Source organism: Streptomyces sp. NPDC041200, from assembly GCF_055591805.1.
On sequence record NZ_JBVIZF010000013.1, the window covers coordinates 145,127 to 167,703 of the forward strand.

23 protein-coding genes and 3 pseudogenes are annotated in these 22,577 nt (G+C 70.8%); 8 read left to right on the forward strand and 18 right to left on the reverse strand.

The genetic code is table 11. The annotated features are described in order from the left end of the window. Positions 1-56: 56 nt before the first annotated feature. The 9 genes from ACZ6CL_RS26470 to ACZ6CL_RS26510 all read right to left on the reverse strand — a co-directional run bounded on the left by ACZ6CL_RS26470 (position 57) and on the right by ACZ6CL_RS26510 (position 10,425). On the reverse strand, positions 57-1,253 hold the full coding sequence (locus ACZ6CL_RS26470) for a CoA transferase (RefSeq protein WP_468939574.1): 1,197 nt from the start codon (positions 1,251-1,253) through the stop codon (positions 57-59). Then, a complete protein-coding gene (locus tag ACZ6CL_RS26475) occupies positions 1,228-2,424 on the reverse strand; it encodes an acetyl-CoA C-acetyltransferase (RefSeq protein WP_468939576.1) in 1,197 nt (398 codons plus the stop codon). Before ACZ6CL_RS26475 ends, ACZ6CL_RS26470 begins: the two co-directional genes overlap by 26 nt. Beyond that, entirely contained in the window at positions 2,421-3,248 is an 828-nt protein-coding gene (locus ACZ6CL_RS26480) for an enoyl-CoA hydratase/isomerase family protein (RefSeq protein ID WP_468939578.1), read from the reverse strand. The genes ACZ6CL_RS26475 and ACZ6CL_RS26480 overlap by 4 nt, the downstream gene beginning before the upstream one ends. Then, complete coding sequence (locus tag ACZ6CL_RS26485; RefSeq protein ID WP_468939581.1) at positions 3,245-4,171, reverse strand: HpcH/HpaI aldolase/citrate lyase family protein; 927 nt, start codon at positions 4,169-4,171, stop codon at positions 3,245-3,247. The genes ACZ6CL_RS26480 and ACZ6CL_RS26485 overlap by 4 nt, the downstream gene beginning before the upstream one ends. Continuing rightward, positions 4,168-5,016 carry an HTD2 family dehydratase gene (locus ACZ6CL_RS26490; protein ID WP_468939583.1) on the reverse strand — a complete coding sequence of 283 codons (849 nt, stop codon included), beginning with the start codon at positions 5,014-5,016 and terminating at the stop codon, positions 4,168-4,170. The genes ACZ6CL_RS26485 and ACZ6CL_RS26490 overlap by 4 nt, the downstream gene beginning before the upstream one ends. Next, on the reverse strand, positions 5,013-6,389 hold the full coding sequence (locus tag ACZ6CL_RS26495) for an MFS transporter (RefSeq protein ID WP_468939586.1): 1,377 nt from the start codon (positions 6,387-6,389) through the stop codon (positions 5,013-5,015). The genes ACZ6CL_RS26490 and ACZ6CL_RS26495 overlap by 4 nt, the downstream gene beginning before the upstream one ends. 283 nt (positions 6,390-6,672) lie before the next feature. Then, positions 6,673-7,422: a 3-oxoacyl-ACP reductase FabG gene (fabG, locus tag ACZ6CL_RS26500; protein ID WP_468939589.1), complete on the reverse strand. Its 750-nt coding sequence runs from the start codon at positions 7,420-7,422 to the stop codon at positions 6,673-6,675. A gap of 22 nt (positions 7,423-7,444) precedes the next feature. Continuing rightward, the gene (locus ACZ6CL_RS26505) at positions 7,445-8,302 is read right to left on the reverse strand and encodes a MaoC family dehydratase (RefSeq protein WP_468939590.1); all 858 of its coding nucleotides are present in this window, start codon (positions 8,300-8,302) and stop codon (positions 7,445-7,447) included. After that, positions 8,299-10,425 carry an acetate--CoA ligase family protein gene (locus ACZ6CL_RS26510; protein WP_468939592.1) on the reverse strand — a complete coding sequence of 709 codons (2,127 nt, stop codon included), beginning with the start codon at positions 10,423-10,425 and terminating at the stop codon, positions 8,299-8,301. The genes ACZ6CL_RS26505 and ACZ6CL_RS26510 overlap by 4 nt, the downstream gene beginning before the upstream one ends. A gap of 119 nt (positions 10,426-10,544) precedes the next feature. On the opposite strand from ACZ6CL_RS26510, the gene ACZ6CL_RS26515 reads away from it, so the two are divergent. Further along, complete coding sequence (locus ACZ6CL_RS26515) at positions 10,545-11,450, forward strand: LysR family transcriptional regulator (protein ID WP_391182960.1); 906 nt, start codon at positions 10,545-10,547, stop codon at positions 11,448-11,450. A 120-nt stretch (positions 11,451-11,570) separates the two neighbouring features. Further along, positions 11,571-11,892: pseudogene (locus ACZ6CL_RS26520) on the forward strand (transposase family protein); the annotation flags it as partial. Positions 11,893-12,448: 556 nt separating this feature from the next. Here ACZ6CL_RS26520 and ACZ6CL_RS26525 read toward each other — a convergent pair. The 6 genes and pseudogenes from ACZ6CL_RS26525 to ACZ6CL_RS26550 form a co-directional block, all read right to left on the reverse strand. After that, complete coding sequence (locus ACZ6CL_RS26525) at positions 12,449-12,871, reverse strand: hypothetical protein (RefSeq protein ID WP_468939594.1); 423 nt, start codon at positions 12,869-12,871, stop codon at positions 12,449-12,451. Continuing rightward, entirely contained in the window at positions 12,828-13,814 is a 987-nt protein-coding gene (locus tag ACZ6CL_RS26530; RefSeq protein ID WP_468939595.1) for an aldo/keto reductase, read from the reverse strand. Before ACZ6CL_RS26530 ends, ACZ6CL_RS26525 begins: the two co-directional genes overlap by 44 nt. Positions 13,815-13,928: 114 nt before the next feature. Further along, positions 13,929-14,240: pseudogene (locus tag ACZ6CL_RS26535) on the reverse strand (SDR family NAD(P)-dependent oxidoreductase); the annotation flags it as partial. A 25-nt stretch (positions 14,241-14,265) separates the two neighbouring features. After that, the gene (locus ACZ6CL_RS26540; RefSeq protein WP_468939598.1) at positions 14,266-15,288 is read right to left on the reverse strand and encodes a zinc-dependent alcohol dehydrogenase family protein; all 1,023 of its coding nucleotides are present in this window, start codon (positions 15,286-15,288) and stop codon (positions 14,266-14,268) included. Positions 15,289-15,354: 66 nt separating this feature from the next. Next, entirely contained in the window at positions 15,355-15,768 is a 414-nt protein-coding gene (locus tag ACZ6CL_RS26545) for a (R)-mandelonitrile lyase (protein WP_468939599.1), read from the reverse strand. Between the two features lie 54 nt (positions 15,769-15,822). Continuing rightward, entirely contained in the window at positions 15,823-16,143 is a 321-nt protein-coding gene (locus ACZ6CL_RS26550; RefSeq protein ID WP_468939601.1) for a carboxymuconolactone decarboxylase family protein, read from the reverse strand. 221 nt (positions 16,144-16,364) lie between these two features. Between ACZ6CL_RS26550 and ACZ6CL_RS26555 the strand changes: the two genes are divergently transcribed. Next, positions 16,365-17,243, forward strand: a complete 879-nt coding sequence (locus ACZ6CL_RS26555) for a helix-turn-helix transcriptional regulator (RefSeq protein WP_468939602.1) — start codon at positions 16,365-16,367, stop codon at positions 17,241-17,243. Positions 17,244-17,399: 156 nt separating this feature from the next. After that, positions 17,400-17,673: pseudogene (locus tag ACZ6CL_RS26560) on the forward strand (hypothetical protein); the annotation flags it as partial. Between the two features lie 81 nt (positions 17,674-17,754). Here ACZ6CL_RS26560 and ACZ6CL_RS26565 read toward each other — a convergent pair. The 3 genes from ACZ6CL_RS26565 to ACZ6CL_RS26575 form a co-directional block, all read right to left on the reverse strand. Further along, complete coding sequence (locus ACZ6CL_RS26565) at positions 17,755-18,207, reverse strand: nuclear transport factor 2 family protein (protein WP_468939605.1); 453 nt, start codon at positions 18,205-18,207, stop codon at positions 17,755-17,757. A gap of 119 nt (positions 18,208-18,326) precedes the next feature. Beyond that, on the reverse strand, positions 18,327-18,734 hold the full coding sequence (locus ACZ6CL_RS26570) for a hypothetical protein (RefSeq protein ID WP_468939608.1): 408 nt from the start codon (positions 18,732-18,734) through the stop codon (positions 18,327-18,329). A 108-nt stretch (positions 18,735-18,842) separates the two neighbouring features. Further along, positions 18,843-19,367: a hypothetical protein gene (locus ACZ6CL_RS26575; protein WP_468939736.1), complete on the reverse strand. Its 525-nt coding sequence runs from the start codon at positions 19,365-19,367 to the stop codon at positions 18,843-18,845. 106 nt (positions 19,368-19,473) lie between these two features. Between ACZ6CL_RS26575 and ACZ6CL_RS26580 the strand changes: the two genes are divergently transcribed. The 4 genes from ACZ6CL_RS26580 to ACZ6CL_RS26595 all read left to right on the forward strand — a co-directional run bounded on the left by ACZ6CL_RS26580 (position 19,474) and on the right by ACZ6CL_RS26595 (position 22,564). Beyond that, the gene (locus ACZ6CL_RS26580; protein ID WP_468939611.1) at positions 19,474-20,610 is read left to right on the forward strand and encodes an AAA family ATPase; all 1,137 of its coding nucleotides are present in this window, start codon (positions 19,474-19,476) and stop codon (positions 20,608-20,610) included. After that, positions 20,594-21,004 (forward strand): nucleotide pyrophosphohydrolase, encoded by a 411-nt coding sequence (locus ACZ6CL_RS26585; protein ID WP_468939613.1) that lies wholly within the window; start codon positions 20,594-20,596, stop codon positions 21,002-21,004. Before ACZ6CL_RS26580 ends, ACZ6CL_RS26585 begins: the two co-directional genes overlap by 17 nt. Positions 21,005-21,136: 132 nt before the next feature. Then, on the forward strand, positions 21,137-21,622 hold the full coding sequence (locus ACZ6CL_RS26590) for a DUF6099 family protein (RefSeq protein WP_468939615.1): 486 nt from the start codon (positions 21,137-21,139) through the stop codon (positions 21,620-21,622). Between the two features lie 18 nt (positions 21,623-21,640). Beyond that, positions 21,641-22,564: an LLM class F420-dependent oxidoreductase gene (locus ACZ6CL_RS26595; protein ID WP_468939618.1), complete on the forward strand. Its 924-nt coding sequence runs from the start codon at positions 21,641-21,643 to the stop codon at positions 22,562-22,564. Positions 22,565-22,577: the final 13 nt, after the last annotated feature.

The following is a 22,577-nucleotide window of genomic DNA, read 5'->3' on the forward strand; positions in this document are numbered from 1 at the left end:
CCGCGGAGTCCGGGCGGTGTGGGCCCTCCCATCATTATCGGGTGCTGTCCCGCCCGTCAGCCGCTGACCGGCTGCGGAACGGGGCTGTGGAGGGTATCGGTGTCCGCACCGAGCCGGGGTGCCGGAGCGGCCGCCGGTGCCGGGTCACCGGAGAACACCAGCGGTGAGCCGGGAGCCAGCAGCGTGCCGATGCCCGGCTGGTCGATCCATGAGAACAGCGGGTTCTGCGTCGAGCAGCGTGGGTCCTCTTCGACGAGCTGGCGGAATGTCTGGTACGGGCCCCACAGCACCCCGGAGCCGTGAAACACCGCGCGCACCTCGGCCAGCGTCCTTGCCGCGAACCATGGTTCGAGCACCGCCGCGATGGCGTGCCGGGCGGCGTACCGGCCGCCCTCCGTCGTCAGGTCCACGTCCATCAGCGGACCGGTCATCTCCAGCTTCTCGGTGAGCCCGGTGGCCCGGCCCAGGGCGCGGAACTGCCGGGTGGTGATGGCCACGACCATGACCGAGCGTGCGTCGGCGGTGCTGAAGTCGCGTCCAAAGGCGCCGTAGAGGCTGTTGCCGATCGGCTCCCGGGACGCGCCGTTGATCTGCACGTCGGCGAGGTAGCCCAGGTTGCCGACGGTGGCGAGCATGACATCGGACAGGGCGAGGGTGACTTCCTGGCCGTGTCCGGTTGCCTGGCGTCTGCGCTCGGCGGCCAGCAGACCGACCGTCAGGTAAAGTCCCGCGGCCACGTCCCAGGCCGGCAGTACGTGGTTGACGGGCTCCGGGCCGGTGCCAGTCGCGTGCGGGAAGCCGCTGGCGCAGTTGACGGAGTAGTCCACGGCAGGGGAGCCGTCGGGGTTGCCCAGCAGGCGCATCATGATCAGGTCGGGTCGTCGCGCGGAGAGCTGTTCGTAGTCGAGCCAGCCCCGGGCGGGTAGGTTGGTGATCAGGATGCCCGCACCGTCGCCTCCCGCGCAGATGATGTCGGCCGCCGCGCGTTGCCCCTCGGGGGTGTCCAGCGGCAGGGTGACCGATTGTTTGCCCTTGTTGAGGCTGGCCCAGTACAGGCTCTCCCCGTGCTCGGTTTCCGGCCAGCGGTGGTAGTCGATGTTCCCGCCGACGGGATCGATGCGGATCACCTCGGCGCCCAGCTGGGCCAGCGTCATGGATGCCAAGGGGGCGGCGACGAAGGCCGAGACCTCCACGACGCGCAGCCCGGTCAGCGGACCGCGGTGCTCTTCAGGCGCGTTCGAAGACGGCTGCAATGCCCTGGCCTCCTCCGATGCACATGGTTTCCAGTCCGAACCGGGCGTCACGGCGCTCCAGTTCGTGCAACAGCGTGGTCATGATGCGCACGCCCGTCGCGCCGACGGGGTGGCCCAGTGAGATCCCGGAACCGTTGACGTTGACCCGCTCCGCGTCGTCGATGCCCCACTCCTCGAGCACCGCGAGGACTTGGCAGGCGAACGCTTCGTTCACCTCGATCAGATCCATGTCCGCCAGAGTCAGTCCGAGGCGTTTCAGTACTCTGGCGGTGGCGGGTACGGGGCCGATGCCCATGCGGGAGGGCTCGCATCCGGCCGCTGCCCAGCCGCTCAGGTAGGCGATCGGGGTCAGGCCCAGCCGCTCCGCCTGCTCCTCGGCAACGATCAGGCAGGCCGCGGCGGCGTCGTTCTGCTGGCAGGCGTTGCCCGCCGTGACGGTCCCGCCGGGCTCGACCGGGCGCAGCCGGCCCAGTTTCTCCGCCGAACTGTCCGTACGTATTCCCTCGTCGCGGGCGAAGACGACCGGGTCGCCCTTGCGCTGAGGCACCGTCACCGGGACGACCTCATGTGCGAAGGCGCCCGACTCCCAGGCCGCCGCCGCCCGGCGCTGGCTGCGGACGGCGTAGGCGTCGGCCCGCTCGCGGCTGATTCCGTAGTCGCGGGCCAGGTTCTCCGCGGTTTCGATCATGCCGGAGATCACCCCGAACCGCTCCACCGGCTGGGCGCGTTCCCGTCCCCGGTCGAGCCGGTCGTGGAAGGTGGTGGAGCCGAAGCGTCCGCCCCAGCGCATGTCGGTGGTGTAGTACTCGACGTTGCTCATGCTCTCGACGCCGCCTGCCATGACGACGTCGGCCGCTCCGGACTGCACCATCATCGCCGCGGTGGCGATGGCCTGGAGGCCGCTGCCGCAGCGCCGGTCCAGCTGCATCCCGGCGACCTCGACCGGGAAACCGGCCTCCAGCGCGATCCAGCGGCCGACGCACGGCGTCTCGCTGCTGGCGTAGGACTGCGCGAAGACCACGTCCTCGATCAGGGCCGGGTCGATACCGGCGCGCTCCACGACCGCCGTCGCGACGGCGGCGCCCAGCTTCTCGACGGGAACCGGGCGCAGGCTGCCGCCGAAGGCGCCGATGGGGGTACGGACGGGGGCGACGATCGCCGCGCGGGTCATACGAGGGTCTCTTTCTCGACGGTGTTCTCGGACGTCCGGGACGCGGCAAGGAAGTCGGGGGCGCGCTTGGCAAGGAAAGCCTGTACGCCCTCGGCGCTTTCGGCGGAGGTGAACGCCTCGTCGCTGGCGGTCAGCGAAGTCTCGATCAGCTCCTCCTCGGTGAGATCGTGCGCGGCGTCGATGACGGACTTGCACAGCGCCATCGACCGGGGCGGACGGCGCAGCAGGACGTGCGCCAGTTCCAGTGCGGCGGCGTGTGCGTCGCCGCGTGGCGCGACCCGGTTGACCAGGCCCCAGGCGAGCGCCGTCGCCGCGTCCACCGGTTCGCCCAGCAGCTGCATCTCCTTTGCGCGCCCGGCCCCGATGCGGCGGGCGACCCGGAACGTACCGCCGCTGCCGGGGAAGACGCCGAGTTTGATCTCCGGGGAGCCGATGCCGATGTGCTCCTCGGCGACGATCAGGTCGCAGCAGACCGCTATCTCCAGGCCGCCGCCGAGCGTGTGCCCGTTCAGCGCGGCGATCGTCGGCTTCGGGAAGGACGCCAGTCGTGCGAACAGCTCCTGCTGCGGGCGGAGTTTCTTCGCCACCGCCTCGCCCGGAGCGCGCATCGCGGCGAACTCGGGGATGTCCGAGCCCGCGCAGAACGCCCTGTCCCCGGCGCCGGTGAGTACCACCACGCCGACGGACGGGTCGTCCTCCACGGCGTCCAGCGCCTCGGTCAGGCCGCGGGTCATGGCCGCGTTCCACACGTGCAGCGGTGGGTTGTCGAAGACGATGGTCGCCACCCGGCCCGTTGTCTCCAGGCGGACATGTGCGCCGCTCATCGGTCACCTCCATGGTCGGTGGTCACTGCCTGGCCGGTGGCATTCGGCGAGGACAGCAGGGTGCGCGCGCGGCGCAGGACGGGCGCGTCGACCATCAGGCCGTCGACGCGGATGACGCCCGGGCCACTCCCCTCGCCGTCGGCGGCGTCCCATGCCTCGGTCACCCGGCGCGCCCAGGCGATCTCCGCGTCGCCGGGCGCGTACGCGGCGTTGACCGCGGCGACCTGCGCCGGGTGGACGCACAGGGCTCCGGTGGCGCCCAGCTCCCGCGCCTGCCGGGCGGCGTCCGCCAGGTCCTCGGGACGGTCCAGGACGGCGAGGGACATCGGGAGCGCGAAAGAGCCGATTCCGGCCGCCGAGGCGGCGAGCGCGATCCAGCGGCACGGTTCGGTCAGCATGAACGGTGTCGGCGCCACACCCAGTGCCGATGAGAAGTCCTCGCTGCCGAGCGCCAGAGCGCACACCCGCGGTGCCGCCGCCAGGTTGGTCAGCGCGAACAGCGCCGCCGGGGACTCGATCAGCGCGATCAGCCCGACCGAGCCGGCCGGTAGACCGCGTTCCCGCTCCAGGCCGTCGAGGTACGTGGCCACCTCCGTGAGCTGCCCTGGACGCTCGGTCTTGGGCAGCATCACTGCCCGCAGGCCGGGGCGGACCGCGGCCCTCAGATCCGTCTCCCAGTTCTCGCGCGTCGAGCCGGTCCGAACCACCACGTACTGGCCTTCGGCGGCCAGCCGGTCGATGTGGGCAGGCAGCCCCCACCGTGCCGACTCCTTGTCCGACTCCGGTACGGCGTCCTCCAGATCGAGGATCAGCCCGTGGGCACCGCGCAGATGTGCTCTGGACAGCAGCCGCTCGTCATCGGCCGGCACGAACAGCAGCGAGTGCAGGGCCGCGACGTGGGGGGTGTTCGTACGGTGGCTCATGTGACGTCCACCTCCGCGTTCATCACGGTCCGGCCCCGGTCGTCGGCGGCGTACAGGGACGCGCCGGAGGTGCTCGGGGTGCCGTGCAGGGTCAGCTTCCGGCTGTCGAAGGCCGGGCGCAGGCCGCGGAACCGGAAACCGGTGACGCGGGCGCCGGGCCGCTGCCGTACGCAGAGGTCGAGCAGCAGTGTCGCCGTCAGCGGTCCGTGGACGACCAGCCCGGGGTAGCCCTCCTCCTGCTGGGCGTAGGTGCGGTCGTAGTGGATGCGGTGTGCGTTGAAAGTCAGCGCCGAGTAGCGGAACAGCATGACCGGATCCGGGACGAGAGCGCGCTGCCACACTCCCGGCGGCGGCTCCTCCGGCCGTTCCCGTGCGCTCCCTGACGCCGCCGGGGCCTGGTCGGGGGCGGCGCGGTAGACGATGTCCTGCCGCTCGGTGAGGACGAGGACGCCCTCCTGCCGCAGTGCGTGGTCGACGGTGACGAAGACCAGTGGCCCGCTGCGTCCCTCTCGTTCCCGTACGTCCGCGATCACCGAGGTGCGGTGGACCGGAACGCCGGTGCGCAGTGGCTCGGAGAAACGCAGGTCGCCGCCGGCCCACATCCGGCGAGGCAGCCGGACGGGTGGCAGGAAGCCGCCGCGCCGGGGGTGCCCGTCGGGGCCGAGATCGCTGTGCGGAGTGCGGGGCAGGAAGCAGAGCCAGTGGGCGAGGGGCGGCGCGGCGTCCGGACCGTCCGGGACACGGTCCAGGACGGCGCTCAGCCCGAGGGCGGTGTCCGCGCTCAGCGTGTCCTCGGCCTCCTCGCGCCGGCCGGTCCAGGAGGCGTAATCGCTCAGGTCCGTCACGGGGTGACCTCCTTCAGCTGGATGCGCTCGATGCGGCCGACGACCAGCAGGAAGGACAGCGCCGCGGCCAGGCCGGAGGCGCCGACGAAGTACAGCGCGCCGTCGAAGGATCCGGTGATGTCGACGACGTAGCCGATGACGATCGGGGTGGTGATGCCCGCCAGATTGGCCAAGGCGTTGAACAGGCCGCCGGAGAGCCCCGCGGCCTCCTTCGGGGAGGTGTCCGAGACGACGGTCCAGCCGAGGCTGCCCAGCCCCTTGCCGAAGAACGCGATCGCCATCACGACGATGACCACGGTCTTACTCGAGGTCCAGGCGCACGCGATGATGCAGGTGGACAGGGCCAGACCGGCGACGATCGGGATCTTGCGGGCCGCGGTCACCGACCTGCCCCGGCGCAGCAGCGCGTCGGAGAGCAGACCCCCCAGGATGCCGCCGATGAAGCCGAACAGCGCCGGGATGGACGCGGTGAAGCCCGCCTCGAGCAGCGGCATGCCGAGTTCCTTGATCAGGTAGATCGGGAACCACGTGAGGAAGAAGTAGACCAACGTGGCGATGAAGAACTGGCCCATGTAGAGGCCGATCATCATCCGGCTGCTGAGGAGCTGCCGGACCACGGACCAGGTGTTGACCCCGGTCTTGGTGCCGACCGAAGCGGCCTCCTCGATGTCGACGAGCGCGCCGCCCTCGACGAGGTGGCCCAGTTCGCCCTGGTTGACGCGCGGGTGCGCACGGGGCTGGCGGTAGGCCCGCCACCACCAGACGCTGAGGACGATGCCGATGCCGCCCATCACGAAGTACGCCGAGGGCCAGCCCCAGCCGTGGGTGAGCCACGCCATGAAGGGGGTGAAAATGACAGGCGCCGCGTACTGCGAGGAGTTGAAGATCGCGGAGGCGGTGCCGCGTTCGGCCGTGGGGAACCAGGTGGCCACGACCCGGCCGTTGGTGGGGTAGGCCGGGCCCTCGGCCAGGCCCACTGCGAGCCGCAGGACGAACAGCGCGATCATCGCCGAGGCGATGCCGAACAGCGGGACCACGCCCTGGAACAGTGTGGCCAGCGACCACAGGAAGATACTGCCCGCGTATACCTTGCGGGCGCCCCACTTGTCCACGATCCAGCCGCCGGGCAGCTGGGCCAGCATGTAGGCCCAGGAGAAGGCGGAGAACAGGTAGCCGAGAGTGACGTCGCTGATCCCGATGTCGCCCTGGATCTCCGTACCGGTGATCGACAGGATGGCGCGGTCGGCGTTGTTGAGCGTGGAGACCACGAACAGCAGTGCGACGATCATGAAGCGTACTCTGCTGCGGCCGGGGGACAGCGAGGAGCCGGCGGGACGTACTGCCCCGGCGACGGCTTCACGGGAAGCGGTCATGGGATATCTCCGTTGACATCTGTGGGCAAGCCTGGGGAGTCGGCACATCGCGTGCATCGGGGGCAGGTGGAAGCGGTGAGACCTGCGGATGTGCGGGGGCGGACTTGAGCTGTGCGGGCGGCCCGGGGGATGCGGGGCCGCCGGGGCGGCCGGAGCGGTGGGGCCGCGCGGGGGCCGTCGGGCGGGATCGTCTGCCGTTCGGCCGGCGGGTGGAGCGGGGAGCGGAGTACGGGTTCGGGCCGCTGTGGGGGCGGCGGGCCGGGTGCGGGCCGAGCCGGACCGGTCAGCCGAAGCGGCCGCCGGTCACGTGCAGGGTCTCGCCGGTGATGAACGAGGCGCGCTCCGAGGCGAGGAACGCCACCGCGTCCGCGATGTCCGAGGGCTGCCCGGTGCGGCGCAGCGGCTGGGCGGCGACTGCCTTCTCCCGGATCTTCTCGTAGTGGTCCAGGGAGCGGACGGCCTCGGTTTCCATGAAGCCGGGGGCGACGGCGTTGACGGTGATGCCGTAGCGCCCCTGCTCCGCGGCGAGCGCGCGGGTGAAGCCGAGGATGCCGGCCTTGGCGCTGGAGTAATTCGCCTGGCCCGCGTTGCCCAGGTAGCTGCGTGAGGAGATATTGACCACGCGTCCCCAGCGCTGCTCGATCAGGTGCGGCATGACGGCCCGGGTGACCAGGAATGATCCCTTGAGGATCACCTCGATCACCGAGTCCCAGTCGGTGTCCGTCATCTTCGTGAGCAGCGTGTCGCGGGGGAAGCCGGCGTTGTTGACGAGGATGTGCACCCCGCCGAACTCCTCGGTGGCGGCGGCCACCAGGGCATCGACGTCCGTGCCGGAGGTGATGTCCGCGCGCACGGCGATCGCGCGGTGGCCGTCTCCGGTCAGTTCCTTCGCGGTCGCCTCCGCACCCTGTCCGTCGATATCGGTGACGACGACGCGGACGCCTTCCCGAGCCAGGCGGCGGGCGGTCGTGGCGCCGAGCCCCCGGGCCGAGCCGGTGACGATCGCGGTCTTGTCCTTGAGTTCCAGATCCATGGTGCGGCTCCTGCGTGTGAGGTCAGATCAGGTCGGCGCGGCCGGAGTCCAGGACGACCGTGCCGCGCTCGACCGCGGTGGTGCGGAAGGACACGACGTCGCCATCGGTCCAGGACTCGGTCCGCAGCGTCTCCCCGGGGAAGACGGGGGCGGTGAAGCGGACCCGCAGCCGGCGCAGCCTGGACTCGTCCCAGTCCAGGGCACCGGCCAGCAGCGCGTGCACGGCCACGCCGAAGGTGCACAGTCCGTGCAGGATCGGCCGCTCGAACCTGGCCGCCCGTGCGGTCGCGGGGTCGGCGTGCACTGGGTTGGTGTCGCCGTTCAGCCGGTAGAGCAGCGCCGCCTGCGGCAGGGTCGGCAGGTCGTGCACCGCGTCCGGCGCCCGGTCGGGCATCCGGTGCGGCCGGGGAGCGGTGTCCATCGTGCTGCCGCAGCCGCCGTCCCCGCGCAACAGGCTGACCTGGCCCACCTCGGCCAGGAGCCGCCCGCTGCCGGCGTCCAGGACCTGCCGCTCCTGGTAGAGCAGCGCGCCCTTCTCCGTGCCCTTGTCCACGACGCCGGCGACGCGGGTGTGGCCCACGACGTCGCCTTCGGGCGCCAGTGGTGCGTGCAGCGTCAGCGACTGCTCGACGTGCAGCAGCCGCCGCCAGTCGATGCCGGTGTCCGGCTCGCGGGCCCAGAAGCCGGCGTAACCGAGGACATTCGGCATGGTGGGGAACGCGCGCTGACCCTCCTCGTAGACGTATGCCAGCTGACGGGCGTCCAGCGGATCCGCACCGAGCCCGAGGCTCAGGGCGTAGAGGCGGGAGTCCTGGGCGGTGTACCGCTGCGGGACCGGCGTGAACTCCCGCCGCAGCAGCGCGTGCGGGTCCATCGTCATGAGGTCCCCTCCCGCGGCACCACCAGGGCGTCCAGCGCCAGCACACCCCGGCCCGCCTCGCGGACGATCACCGGGTTCAGCTCCAGCGTCTCGATCCGGTCGGCGTTGGCGACGGCGAAGGCGGAGACGGTGACCAGCAGGTCGGCGACGGCTTCCACATCGGCCTCGGGCAGACCGCGGAAGCCGGTCAGCAGGGCGTGCCCGCGGGTTTCGGCGATCATCCGCAGCGCCTCGTCCCGGTCGACGGCGCCGACCCGGGTAGCGACGTCGCGGAACAGCTCGGCCTGCACCCCGCCGGTCCCGAACATCACCACCGTGCCGAAGACCGGGTCGCGCCGCGCGCCCACGATGATCTCGGCTCCGCGCGGCGCTGTCGGCGAGACGAGCACCCCCTCCACCCGGGCGTCGGGCCGGGCCGTGGCGGCGCGCGCGGTGAGCGCGGTGAACTCCGCCGCGGCGGAGTCCGCGTCCGTGACGCCGAGCACCACGCCGCCGATCTCCGTCTTGTGCGGGATGTCGGGCGAGACGATCTTCATGACGACCGGGAAGCCGGCCTCCGCCGCGGCCTCGGTGGCCTCCGCGGCCGATGTCACCACCCGGGACTTGGGAAACGGTACGCCCACCGAGGCCAGCAGCTCCCGCGCGGCGGCCTCGGACAGCGGTCCGCCCGGCAGCTCGCGGCGCAGCGCGTCCGTCCCACCGGGCGCGGGCAGTGGGTGCTCGAACCCCTCCCGCAGTCGGGCGAGCCCGTCGAGCGCGGCGACGGCCCGCTCGGAGTCGTCGTAGACGAGGAAGCCGGCATCCTCGTAGGACCGCACCACCTCGGGGCGCGCCTCCATGCACAGCACGGTCGGCCGGTCCATGAAGTCGGAGGTGCCCTTGCGGATGGCCTCCTTGATGCCCTCGCCGTAGGTGGGGGAGTCCGGCAGCATCGTGAACGAACCGATCACACTGTCGTAGTCGCCCTGGGCGTACATGACCCCGAAGGTGTCGGTGATCAGACTCATGTCGTTGAGCCAGCCGGCCGTGGTGTCGCACGGGTTGTCGTCGCTGCCCATCGGGTTGATCGCGCGCAGCCGGGCGCGGGCCTCCGCGGGCAGCCCGGCGACATCGAGCCCGTAGCGCTCGGCCGCGTCGCACAGCTGCACGCCGAAGCCGCCGGAGACGGTGACGATGCCCACCCGGCGTCCGGCCGGCAATACGCCCCGGCTGCACGCGTAGGCCAGGTCGACCTGCTCCTGGGTGGTCCGGGCACGGTGCACACCGTACTGGCGGAAGAGCGCGTCGTAGACGGTGTCGCTGCCCACCAGGGAGGCGGTGTGCGACTGCGCGGCGGCGGCACCGGTGTCGGAGGCGCCGACCTTCATGAAGACCACCGGCTTGCGCCGTTCGTGCGCCACCGCCAGCGCGGTGCGCAGCCGCCCGGCGTCCCGCACACCCTCGGCGTAGGCGAGGATCACCGAGACGTCGTCCTGCAGGGCGAGCCAGTGGACGCACTCGGCGACGTCGGTGCCCGCCTCGTTGCCGGTGGACACCCAGTACCCGATGTCGACGTTGCGGCGGCGGCACAGATAAGCCAGGTGACCGCCGTAGGCGCCGCTCTGGCTGACCACCGCGACGCCGCCGCCGGTGGGGATCTCCTCGTCGAAGGCACTGCTGAAGGTGCCGACGAAACCGCTGGCCGCGTGCAGCAGACCCAGGCAGTTGGGGCCGAACAGCCGCAGATTCCCGCGCCGCGCGATATCGGCCAGCTCCTCCTGGAGCGTCTGGCCGTCCTCGCCGGTCTCCGCGAAGCCGGCCGCGTAGATGACCGCGGCACCCACGCCCTTCGTCACGCAGTCCGTCATCGCCTGCTTGAGCAGCCCCGAGGGGAGGCCGATCAGCACCATGTCCGGAACCTCGGGCACCGCGTCCAGCGACGGGTAGGCGTCCAGTCCCTGCACCGTCGCCCGCTTGTGGTTGACCGGGTAGATGGCGCCCTGGTAACCAGCGCGGAGCAGGTAGTGCAGTGCCCGGCCGGAGATCCTGCTGGGGTCGTCCGAAGCGCCGAGCACGGCGACCGAACGTGGGCGGAATGCCTGCTCGAAGCCCGCTGGTACGGGCGTGGACGGCACGGCTGACATGGGGCGGCTCCCTTGGTGCTCTGTCAGTGCGTGTGGTGCGAGTCACCATGCCGACCCCGTCACGGCCATACAATCCCCGAGGGTAAATCGCCAATACTTGATACATGTGAGGTATCACCGTGGAGCTGCGGCAGCTCAGACACTTCCTGGCGGTGGCCGAAACACTCAACTTCCGTACGGCGGCCGAGCGTTTGCACATGACACAGCCCCCGCTATCGGTCTCCATCCGCAAACTGGAGGACGAGATCGGCGCCAAGCTCTTCCAGCGCTCCACCCACAGCGTCGAGCTGACCGCGGCCGGCGAGGCCGCCCTGGAGCACGCCCGCGCCGTCATCTTCCACTCGGCGGAACTGGCACGGGTCGCGGAGTCCACCGCCGCGGGGGCCACCGGCAACTTGCGCGTGGGCTTCGTCGGCTCCGCGAAGAACCGGCTGCTGCCGCGGCTGCTCCCCGCCTTCCGCCGCACGTACCCGGGCGTGGCGCTGAAGTTCACCGAGGACACCAACACCGGCCTCATCGACTCCCTGGAACGCCACACGCTGGACGTCTGCATCGTCCGCGTCCCCCTCACCCGGCGCAGCGACCTGCAGTACGTCACCGTCGAGGCCGACCGCTTCGTCCTCGCACTGCCCACCGGACACCGCTTCACCCGCCAGAAGCGAATCACTCTCCAGGACCTCGCGGACGAGCCCTTCATCGACTACACCCAGCACGCCATCCCCGGCCTGCACGCCCTGTCCACGATGCTGTTCCAGCAGGCCGGGGTGACGCCGAAAGTGGCACAGGAGGCCGTGCAGGTCGAGACGGTCCTCTTCCTGGTCGGCAGCGGAATGGGCGTCGCCCTCATCCCTTCCAGCGCCGCCCGCAAAGGCCGCGACGGCGTGGAGTTCCGGGACCTGATCACCACGGGTCCCCAGCCCCCACTTGGCCTCGCGGTCGCCTGGAACCCCCGCTACGAGAGCCAGGCCGGGCTTCGGTTCCGAGAGCTGGCCCAAGAGGTGGGCGCAGCCCAGCCCGGACCGTGAGCCCGCGACGGGCGCCTGTGCGGCGCCCGTTGATCGAGGCGATCCCGCCCACGCACGTTTCACTCCGAATGGCACAGAGACGGCGACTGTGACGGCTGCGGATCTCGCCAGCGTAGCCGGGGGCCGCCCCACGACCTGACCGCAGCCCGCGCCCACCGCATCATCGGATCTGAGAACGCCAGGGTCCCCGTCCTCGCCGACCGCGCCTACACGGCGCCACGGCGCCGGTCCCTGGGGCACTACCGGACGCGAACGGCCACCCGGCGGGAAACTCACCCCGCCCCAGCGCACCGTCAGCCGGGCACTCGCCCAGGCAAGCGATCCGGTCGAGCGCACCATGGCACGGCTGAAGTGCTGGCAGATCTTCCGCAGATCCCGCATCAGCCTCAATCGCATGACCGTCATCGCCAAAGCCGTCCTCACCCTGGAGAGGCAACGCTGAAAACGTTCACTGTTGGTCATGACGCTCGTTTGACGCTCTGGGCGCCAGCACGCGGTACCACGAGCCCAAAAACGAGCCCTGACCTGGCCTTTTCCGAGAATCGCTCAGGCCGACACCTTTCCGGTGACGCACCACGTGGAGTGCGTGGCGATCCTCGAACCGGCCGCGAAGGGCTCCTGACCTGCGGATTCACCCGTGCGCATTACGTGCGGTGTGGGCGTCGCGGGCGACATCTTGACGCTGAAATGACGCTCGTGACGCTCGTTCTGATGGGGCGTCAGGCCCGTTATGCCGCTGCTCAGGCGCTCTGATGGCCACTCTGTGGGGCAGGTTTGGCCGCACGGGCCTGATCGACGGTGCGCTGCCACGGGCGGTGAGGGACGTGGAGCGGGCCCAGGATCTGTTCCGGGCGAGTTACGCGGCGGCGTGATCGCCGGTCAGTGCTGCTGGGAGTTGGTGGTGTGGCGTCCTGGGCCATCGTTGCTCCGCTTCGCCAGGCGCATGGCCTGTCTCCAGAGACAGGCCATGCGCCTTCTCGCCGCTGTCTCGGAGCCTGTCAGGTGTCGATGCGCTCTGCGGTTTCGCGCCAGCCCGGTTCGAGGAGCACGTTGTGGGAGCGTCCGGGGACGAAAAGGTAGTCGGAGCCGAAGTGGGCGGCGCTGCGGCGGATCGCTTCCGCGGGGACCACTGTGTCGTTCTCTGCCGCGATCACGAGTGAGGGGCCGCCGAGGCGGGTGCGGTTCGGGCTGCCCTCGAAGAACTGGTGCCAGGCCGTTTCGAAGGCGGGGATGTCGACTGGCTTGGTGAGGTCGATGTCGGTGTCGGTGTCGGGGTGGAGGCCCCCACTTCGGCGCTGAGCAGGCCGCGCGCGCCCGGTTACCGCCGTCCGCCTCGGCCTGCGCCTGTGGCCGTCCGGGGCGGCGGCGGTGGCCGGTTCACTTGCCGACCAGGCCCATGTGGGTCTCGTTGTAGCGGTCACCGTGCACACCGAGGCGGCTTGCTGTCGCGTCCAGGTCCGCCCGCTCGTCGGCGGAGAGGGCAACGTGTGTGGCGGCGGTGTTCTCCTCGACCCGCTCGATACGACGGGTGCCGGGGATCGGCACGATCGAGGGGTGCTGGGCGAGCAGCCAGGCCAGGGCCACCTGTCCTGGGCTGGCGTTCTTTGCCTGTGCCAGGGCGGCGACGTGGTCGACCAGTGCCTGGTTGGCGGCGCGGTTCGTCTCGCTGAAGCGGGGGATCGTGGTGCGGATGTCGCCGTCGGAGAAGGGGGTGGCGGCGTCGACGGTGCCGGTGAGGAATCCCTTGCCGAGCGGGCTGAACGGCACGAAGCCGATGCCGAGTTCGGTCAGTGTCGGCAGGACCTCGGGCTCGGGGTCGCGGGTCCACAGTGAGTATTCGCTCTGCACGGCCGTCACCGGGTGGACCGTGTGGGCCCGGCGGATCGTGGACGCCGCCGCCTCGGACAGACCGAAGTGCCGCACCTTGCCCGCCCGCACCAGCTCACCGACGGCGCCGGCGACTTCTTCGATCGGCACGGCGGGATCCACCCGGTGCTGGTAGAAGAGGTCGATCGTCTCCGTGCGCAGCCGGCGCAGCGAGGCGTCGGCGACACGCCGGATCTGCTCGGGGCGGCTGTCGAGGCCGGTCGACTTGCCGTTCTCGATGCGCCAGCCGAACTTCGTGGCCAGCACGACCTGGTCCCGCACCGGCGCGAGAGCCTCCCCCACCAACTCCTCGTTGACGTGGGGCCCGTAGACCTCCGCGGTGTCGAAGAACGTGACGCCGCGGTCGACGGCTGCTCGCAGCACGCCGATCATGTCCGTGCGGCTGCCCGGGTTGGGGCCGTAGCCCTGGGACATGCCCATGCAGCCCAGGCCGATGGCCGATACCCGCAGACCCTGGCCCAACGTACGTGTGTGCATGGTCGATCTCCTCTGTTCAGCGCTGGTCCAAGTAGGTGGTGAGAGCCGCGAGCGGCTGGTTCAGTGGCTCGTGTACCCGCCGTCGACGGGCAGCGCGACGCCGACGACGAAGCTGGCGGCGTCGCTCGGCGGGGCCTGGATGCCGGCGTTGTTGAAGGCCATGTCCAGGCGGCCGAAGGCGCTCACCGCGCGCTCGACCATCGCTGCCGCCTGGTCTTCTTCGGTGATGTCGCAGGCGACACCGAGGGCCTGGTGACCGGCCTCGGTCAAGTCCTTGGCGGCCTTCTCGACGGCGCTCAGGTTGATGTCGGCGAGGACGACGGCGGCGCCGGCCTGGGTGAAGGCATGGGCTGCGGCCAGGCCCATGCCGGAGGCCGCACCGGTGACCAGGGCGACCTGGCCCTCGAAGTGGTACTGCGGATTCACTATGGAAACTTCCTTTTCGCCGGTCTCAGGGGCGCAGGAGGACCTTGACGGCCCGCCGCTCGTCCATGGCCCTGTACCCCTCGGCTACCTGCTCCAGCGGGAGTTCGAGGTCGAAGACCTTGCCCGGGTTGATGCGGCCGGACAGGACGCGGTTGATCAGGTCGGGCAGGAACTCGCGGACCGGGGCGGGGCCGCCGCGCAGGCCGACGTGGGAGTAGAACAGTTCCTCGCCGTCGAAGGCGACGTCGTGGGGGACGCCGACGAAACCGACGTTGCCGCCGGGCCGGGTCGAGCGCAGGGCCTGCTGCGTGGACTCGCTGTCGCCGACGCATTCCAGCACCCGGTCGGCGCCGATCCCGCCGGTCATCTCCTTGATGCGGGCCACGCCCTCGTCCCCGCGTTCGGGGACGATGTCGGTGGCGCCGAACTCGCGGGCCAGCTTCTGGCGGGACTCGTGCCGGGACATGGCGATGATCCGCGTCGCACCCAGTTCCTTGGCGGCGATGACCGCGCACAGGCCCACCGCGCCATCCCCGACCACGACGACCGTGTCACCGGACCGCACCTGGGCGGCGACGGCCGCGTACCAACCGGTGCCCATCACGTCCGAGCAGGCCAGCAGGCTCGGCACGAACTTTTCGTCAGGAACCTCGGGGGTGGCGACCAGGGTGCCGTCGGCCAGCGGAACCCGCAGCCGCTCGGCCTGGCAACCCTCGGCGCCGACGAACTCGCGGTGCAGACAGTTGCTCTGGTAGCCGTTCTGGCAGTTGACGCAGGTGTTGTCGGAGGCGAAGAACGAGCCGACGACGAACTGTCCCGGCTTGATGGCCTTCACCTCATCGCCGACCTCCTCGACGATGCCGACGTACTCGTGGCCGAAGGGCACGGGCTGCTCAACCGGGTTGATGCCGCGGTAGTCCCACAAGTCCGAGCCGCACACACAGGTGGCGACGGTACGGATGACCGCATCGGTCGCATCGATGATCTTCGGCTCGGCGCGCTCCTCGAAACGCACATCGCCGGGGGCGTAAAGGATTGCTCCACGCATCAGGAAACCTTTCACAAGCTGGATACGGGGGCTGCCCGGCCCGCGCCGTGGCCTTCGAAGGGATGGTCAGCGGCCGGCGGACTTCAGCGCCGCGGCGTACTGCTCCTCGGTCACCGGCTCCAGCCAGGTGGTGCCGTCGCCGCTCTCGTCCCCGACGAGCATGGCGATGTGGGCCATGAGCGTGGTGTCGGTGGCGCCGTGCCAGTGCTCCTCACCGGCTGGGCACTTGACCGTCTCACCGGCGGTGGCCAGCGCGACATCGCCGTCGCGGGTGCCGACCAGGCCGACGCCGTCGGTGATGTAGAGGGTCTGGCCCTTGACGTGGGAGTGCCAGTTGGTGCGGGCGCCGGGGGTGAAGCGGACCAGAGCAGCGACCAGGTGGGCGGGGGCGGAGGGCGCCCCGATCGGGTTGAGGTAGACGTCACCGGTGAAGCGCTCGGACGGGGCCTTGGCGGTGGGGGTGGACGTGATGTGTTCCACGGGCTCTTCCTGGATGCGAAGGGGGACGGTGTGGGGGTGAGGCGGAGGGGCCGGTCAGGCGGACTGCTCGTCGGCGATCTTCTTCAGCAGCGTGATCGCGGTCATGGCGTTGGGCCATCCGGCGTAGAACGCCAGGTGGGTGATGGCCTCGGAGAGCTCCTCGACGCTCAGCCCGTTCTCCAGGGCCTTGCCCAGGTGGTACGGGAGCTGCTCGCTGCGGTACAGGGCAGCCAGCACGCTCACCGTGACCAGGCTGCGATCGCGGGGGGAGAGCCCGGGGCGCTCCCACACGTCGCCGAAGAGCACGTTGTCGGTGATCTCGACGAGCTTCGGCGCGATCTGTGTCAGCTCCTGGGGGGCGGACTGCTTCGCCATACGGTGACTCCTTGCAATGATGCGAACGCGTAATCGGCCGTTCCGCTCTGTGGGGAAGGGCCTGCCCGGCAGCCGCAGCGCGCTCCGTGGTCTGGTCCGGGGCGTCTACCGGCTGCCTTCGATATCGAGGAAACCGCAGGGCACAGGCGTGCGGAAGGTACTGTCGTTACAGGTACTGACAGGGCTCCCCTGGCCGGGTGAAGCGTGCTTAGCCTGGCTGTATGGACACCGCCCACGACATCCGCGAGTTCCTCGCCACCCGCCGCGCGAAGATCACCCCCCAGCAGGCGGGCCTGCCCGCCTTCGGCGGCAACCGGCGTGTCCCGGGCCTGCGCCGCGAGGAGGTCGCCCTACTGGCCGGTGTCAGCATCGACTACTACGTACGCCTGGAGCGCGGCCACCTCGCCGGGGCCTCTGAGGAGGTCCTCGACGCCGTCGCGAACGCCCTTCAGCTCGACGAGGCCGAACGCGCCCACCTCTACGACCTGGCCGCAGCCCAGCGCACGCGCCCTGCCCGCCGCAGCAAGAAGCCGCGCGGGCCCCTCCCCGCCAGCATCCAGCGCGTCCTGGACTCCATGACCGACAGCCCGGCCTTCGTCCGCAACGGGCGCCTGGACATCCTGGCCATCAACCGGCTCGGCCGCGCCCTCTACGCGCCGCTCTTCACCTCCGGCACCCCGCGCCCGGTCAACATCGCCCGCTTCCAGTTCCTCGACCCCACCGGCCGCGGGTTCTTCCCCGACTGGGACGCCTCGCTCAACACCACCGTCTCGCTGCTGCGCACCGAGGCAGGACGCGCCCCGCACGACGCGGAGCTCACCCGGCTGATCGGGGAGCTGGTCACCCGCAGCGACGAGTTCCGCATCGCCTGGGCCAAGCACAACGTGCGTCTGCACCACACCGGGCGCAAAGGGTTCCACCACCCCGAGATCGGCGATATCGTCCTCGACTTCGATGCCATGGCCCTGCCCGCACAACCCGGGCTGACCCTCACCGCGTACAGCGCCGAGCCGGGCACCGCGGCCCACGACGGATTGCGCCTGCTGTCCGCCTGGGCGGCCACCGAGGACACCCACCCTGCCGTCCGCGCTGCCGACTAGCCGCAGGGCGCGCCGCTTCCACTGAGCGTCCGCGGCGTCGGCCCAGTCGCCGAGCGCCCGGACACCCCGCGCCGACGCGCTGCCCGGCTCTGCCGTCAGAACCGGCATCAGCAGCTCCGGCAGCGCCAGCGTCGCTCGATGGGGTTCACCGGAGTCGGTGTCGTCGCCCGGACCGTCATGCGGCGGCCCGTGCTCACGGCCCTGCCCGTCCTCGCCGTGCTGCTGCTGGCGGCGAGCCCGCTGCTGAACATCGTCGGCCCTCCACATCGTCATCGGCCAGTCCGCGGCGACCGGCCCGGCCAACTCCGCTCTCGGTCGGCCCGAGGCACAGCGGATCAGCGTGGTGAGCAGCCTGACACCGATCGTCCTCACCACCTTCCTGCTGCTCTTCCTGTTCACCGGCTGCATCGTGCAGCCGCCGCGATGCGTCTGCTCGGGCACACGGCCTGGTACGCACCCGGCTTCCTGGGCGGACTCCACACGCGGTACGGCCTCAGCGAAGGCGGCGGCGCTATCGAGTCCTCTCCTTGAGGGCCCTTTCGGGCAGCGCCTTGGTCGAGTTGTGTTCGCGGACGATCCGCCAGCCGTCCGGCGTTCGGTGCCAGACCAGCGAGGTCGTGGTACGCACGTTCGTGGCGCCGTCAGGCATGGTGATCCGCGCGAGGAATGTCAGGGTGGACGCGGCCAGATCGTGGCCCGTGATGACGTGCGGGCCGTCGTCGACGACATGATGCGCGGAAACCATCTCGCGAAAGGCGGGCTCCCAGATCGAGCCGTACCCGGCGGCTGTCGTCGCCACCCGCTGCTCGGGGGCGAAGTCGTCGTAGAGACGGACGTCCGGAGAGCTGAAGTCGTAGAACTCGCCGAAGGTGCGCCGGAAGTCGAACGGTGTGTCCCCCTCGTCGCGCTCCCAGCCGAACACCCACCGGACGTGCAGGTCCGCGATCAGTTGGTCATCGTTCATGACTCGACGTTAGGGCCACGGGCGAGGTGCAGGGAGGGTCCGTCGCACCCACCCAGGCCGTCATGGCAAGTCAAGCCCGGGCAGGCGGAGGGCAGACGCGATCTGGCAGTCTTGGCCCGCTACTTGCCGATCGGGGACTCCCCGACGCAGCCACCGGCGTTGATCAGGCTTTCGCCCTTCTCCTCGGCGATGACCTTGCCCTTGTGCACGATCTTGCAGCTCACCGTGGGGTCGGTGGAGACCGGCATCACCGCCGACGGCATGACGCCCCGCAGCGTCACCGTCTTCTTCCAGGGCAGCGCGGGCTTCTTCACCGTGGCGGTCTTGGGGGCCATGGCCTTGCCACCGCCCCCGTTGAACTCGATCGACTCGATGTCCTTCCCCGTCACCTCGTAGGTGACCTCGTACGTCTGGTCCACGACCTTGTCGACGGTGTCGACGGTCTCCTCCTCCGAGCAGGCGGAGAGGCCGAACGCCAGGCCGGTGAGGGCGACGGATAAGACGGCGGTACGGATGGTGCGATTCATGCGGGGTCCCCCGAATCTCGATCAACAGGAAGCGCGGCTCACCGTAAACAGACAGTCAAGTCCAGGTGAAGGTTGCCCCCTTGAGGCCGCACTGCCGGGCGATCCGGCCTAGGGCTCCTGCAGGGCCGTCTTCGCGGTGTCGACGAAGTTCGTGAGGGCGGCCCAGAAGGGGCTGTAGGCGTCGTCGAAGCGGCGTATCGCTTCCGCGTCGCCGGTGGTCATCGCCTGCAGGGAGCGGTGGAAGCGGCCGGTCGACTTCTGCAGTTTGTGGGCTGCCTCGCCCGCGGCGGCGGGGCCCTCCAGCTCGACCACGCGCGCGCAGCGCCGCAGCTTGCCGTAGTGGTCGCGCTCGCGCTCCAGGGTTTCGTCCAGCAGGGCGGGGCGGCTCCGGAAGTCTCCGGCGCGCTGGGCGGCGGAGATCTGCCAGTAGAACTCGCCCATGCTGTGGACCTGTTCGATCAGCTCCAGGTACGCGGTCCGCCTGCTGTCGCGCAGCCGCTCCGCCTGCTGGGCGCGGGCCGCGGTGTCGGCCTGGATCTGGGCGGCCCGGGTGTTGCCGCGACTGGTGACCCAACTGGCCAGCACGGCGGTGCCACCGGTGAGGGCCGCGATCCAGAACGTGCTGTCGAACATCATGTGCCCCCGTGGTCATCTTCAGTCACTGCCACCATCCCCCGATGGTAGGAAGATACGGAAGGAGTAACGGTTCGGCGGTATGCGCCACAGATATGTTCCGGGCATGAGCGCATCCGGGCTGCGGCCCGCCGTGACCGAGTTGAGGCTGTCCGCCTTCAAGTCCCATCGACGTGCGGTCTTTTCCCTGGGGCCGCTGACGCTCTTCGCCGGGCCGAGCGGGAGCGGTAAGTCGGGCGTGCTGGAGGCGTACGGGGCGCTCGCGCGCCTGGCGGGCGGCGCCCGGCTCGCGGAGGTGTTCCGCGAGCCCGCGTCGTACATCCCGCGCCGGGCGCGGCCGGACCGGCAGGGGCGGCGCGGGTTCCGTATCGGGTGCACCGTGGACGGCCCGGTCGGGCCGGTGCGGCTCGACGTCGCCGTACAGGCCGAGCCCGAACTGCGGATCGTGGGCGAGCGGTTGACGGGGGCGGGGGAGACGCTGCTGGAGACGGCGCTGCGCGATCCGGGGCGGCGCTGCGTCCAGGCGGCCTGGCACACGGCGGGGGCGGTCGCGGTCACCCGGGCTCCGCTGCCCGACGACCGGCTGGCGACCTCGCTGCTGCCGCTGCGGGTGGCGGGCATCACCGAGGGGCAGCGGCTCGCGCTGGCCGCCGCCGAGCAGGTGGTGATCGCGCTGCGCTCGGTGTTCCCCTGTGATCCGCGGCCGGACCGGATGCGGGCACCGGCGGCGCCGCGCGACGGGCGGCTGCGCGGTGGCTGCGAGAACCTGGCTGCGGTGCTGCGGCGCACCAGCCGGGAGTGCGTCTCGCGGCACGCGGCGCTGGTCGCGGCGGTCCGGGCGGGGTGCGCGGGGCCGGTGGAGGGGCTGGTGACCGAGGGGTCCGGGGGCGGCGGGGTGCGGGCCCTGGTGGAGCAGGGGGAGCTGGGCGCGATGCCCGTGGAGCGGCTGGGCGACGGGGAGTTGCGCTATCTGGCGCTCGCGCTGGTGCTGCTGACCGGCCCGGGGGTGCTGGCGATGGAACCGGCGGCGGATGTGCTTCCCGCGCGGCAGGTGCTGACGGTGCTGGCGGACGGTTTCGACCGCTGCCTGGACCGGAGGCAGGCGCGGGAGCTGCTGGGGGTGGCGGCCCGGATGTGCGCACGGGGGCACATCCGGCTGGTGGGGACGGTGGGGGACGTGACGGGGGCGGTCGGGGGCGCCCCCGTCACGGTGGTAAACCTGGAGCGTGAGCGAGTCTCTTGAACCCGAGTCCGGTGCGCGTGCCGCGGCGTGTGAGCGACGATCCGATGACCTTGATGTGGCGGGCCTGCAGCGCAGGCTGGCGGCCTTCGCGGCGGTGCGCGACTGGCAGCAGTACCACACCCCGAAGAACCTCGCGGCGGCGCTGAGCGTCGAGGCGTCGGAGCTGGTGGAGATCTTCCAGTGGCTGACGCCGGAGCAGTCGGCGCGGGTGATGGAGGAACCGGGGAAGGCGGCCCGGGTCGAGGACGAGGTCGCCGATGTGCTGGCGTATCTGCTCCAGTTCTGCGAGGTGCTGGGGATCGACGCGCTCGCCGCGCTGGCCGCGAAGATCGACCGCAACGAGGGCCGGTTCCCGGTTGCGGCGCCTGGAGGCCCGATTCGTCACTCTCAGTAGTGATTGAGTTATCCACAGCGCAACTGTTGTCAACAGATTCCTGAATTCCCCTAGCTTTTCGGCCTGTTAGTCATCACTCTGGGTAGTGGAGGAGTAACGGGTGCGGAAAGTCCGTTGAGAGGGGTTCGGGGCATGGACGCGATGCGGCTGATCGGTGTCACCCGGCACGCCCTGGCGAAGGCCGGGGGCGTGCAGGACATCGTGGCCGAGGCCTGGCAGGTCCAGGCGCTGGCGGAAGCGGTCGGCGGATACTTCATGGTGAGCGGCCCGGCGGCGGCGCGGGCGGAGGCGCGCGGCCTGTGCGAGGCGGGCGGCAGGGCACGCGGGGCGCTGTTTCACCCGGCGCTGCACCATCCCGCGCTGCGCGGCGGGGGGTTACGGGCGGCTCAGCTGTCGGAGGTGCGGGACCCCAGAGAGGTGCTGCTGGCGCTGGGGGATCTGCTGGCGGAGGCGGGATTCGCGCTGGTGGGCGTCGCCTCCAGCACAGAGGAGGAGGCGCTGTACTGGCAGTGCGTCGAGGCGATCGACGCGGCGGACGAGGCCAGGGACCGGGTGCACGGGATGCTGAGGCATCTCACGGGGCTGGAGTGGGGTGGGGAGTGGGGTGGTGCGGCATGAGAAGGCAGGATGGGGGGCATGGATCTCCGCATTTTCACCGAGCCCCAGCAGGGGGCGACCTACGACACTCTGCTGTCCGTCGCGAAGGCCACCGAAGATCTCGGCTTCGACGCCTTCTTCCGCTCCGACCACTACCTCCACATGGGGGACGTCGACGGGCTGCCGGGCCCGACCGACGCGTGGCTCACCCTGGCCGGGCTGGCCCGCGAGACCAAGCGGATCCGGCTGGGCACCCTGATGAGCGCCGCCACCTTCCGGCTGCCGGGCGTCCTCGCGATCCAGGTCGCGCAGGTCGACCAGATGTCAGGTGGACGAGTCGAGCTGGGCCTGGGCGCGGGCTGGTACGAGGAGGAGCACACCGCGTACGGCATCCCCTTCCCGAAGGAGAAGTTCGCGCGGCTGGAGGAGCAGCTGGCCATCGTCACCGGCCTGTGGAAGACGCCGGTCGGCGAGACCTTCAGCCATGACGGCGCGCACTACCAGCTCACCGACTCGCCCGCGCTGCCCAAGCCCGCCCAGGACCGGGTGCCGGTGCTGATCGGCGGCCATGGGCCGACCCGCACCCCGCGGCTGGCCGCGCGGTTCGCGGACGAGTTCAACATGCCGTTCGCGTCGGTCGAGGACACCGAGCGCCAGTTCGGCCGGGTGCGGGCGGCCGCCGAGGAGGCCGGGCGCAAGGGCGACGACCTGGTGTACTCGAACGCGCTGATCGCCTGCGTGGGTAAGGACGACGCCGAGGTCGCCCGCCGTGCCGCGGCGATCGGCCGCGAGGTCCCGGAGCTGAAGGAGAACGGGCTGACGGGCTCCCCGGCCGAGGTCGTCGACAAGATCGGCCGCTATGCGGAGGCCGGGGCGTCCCGGATCTACCTCCAGATCATGGACCTCGACGACCTCGATCACCTTGAGCTGATTTCCTCCCAGGTCCAGGCCCAGCTGGCCTGACCGGCTATACCAG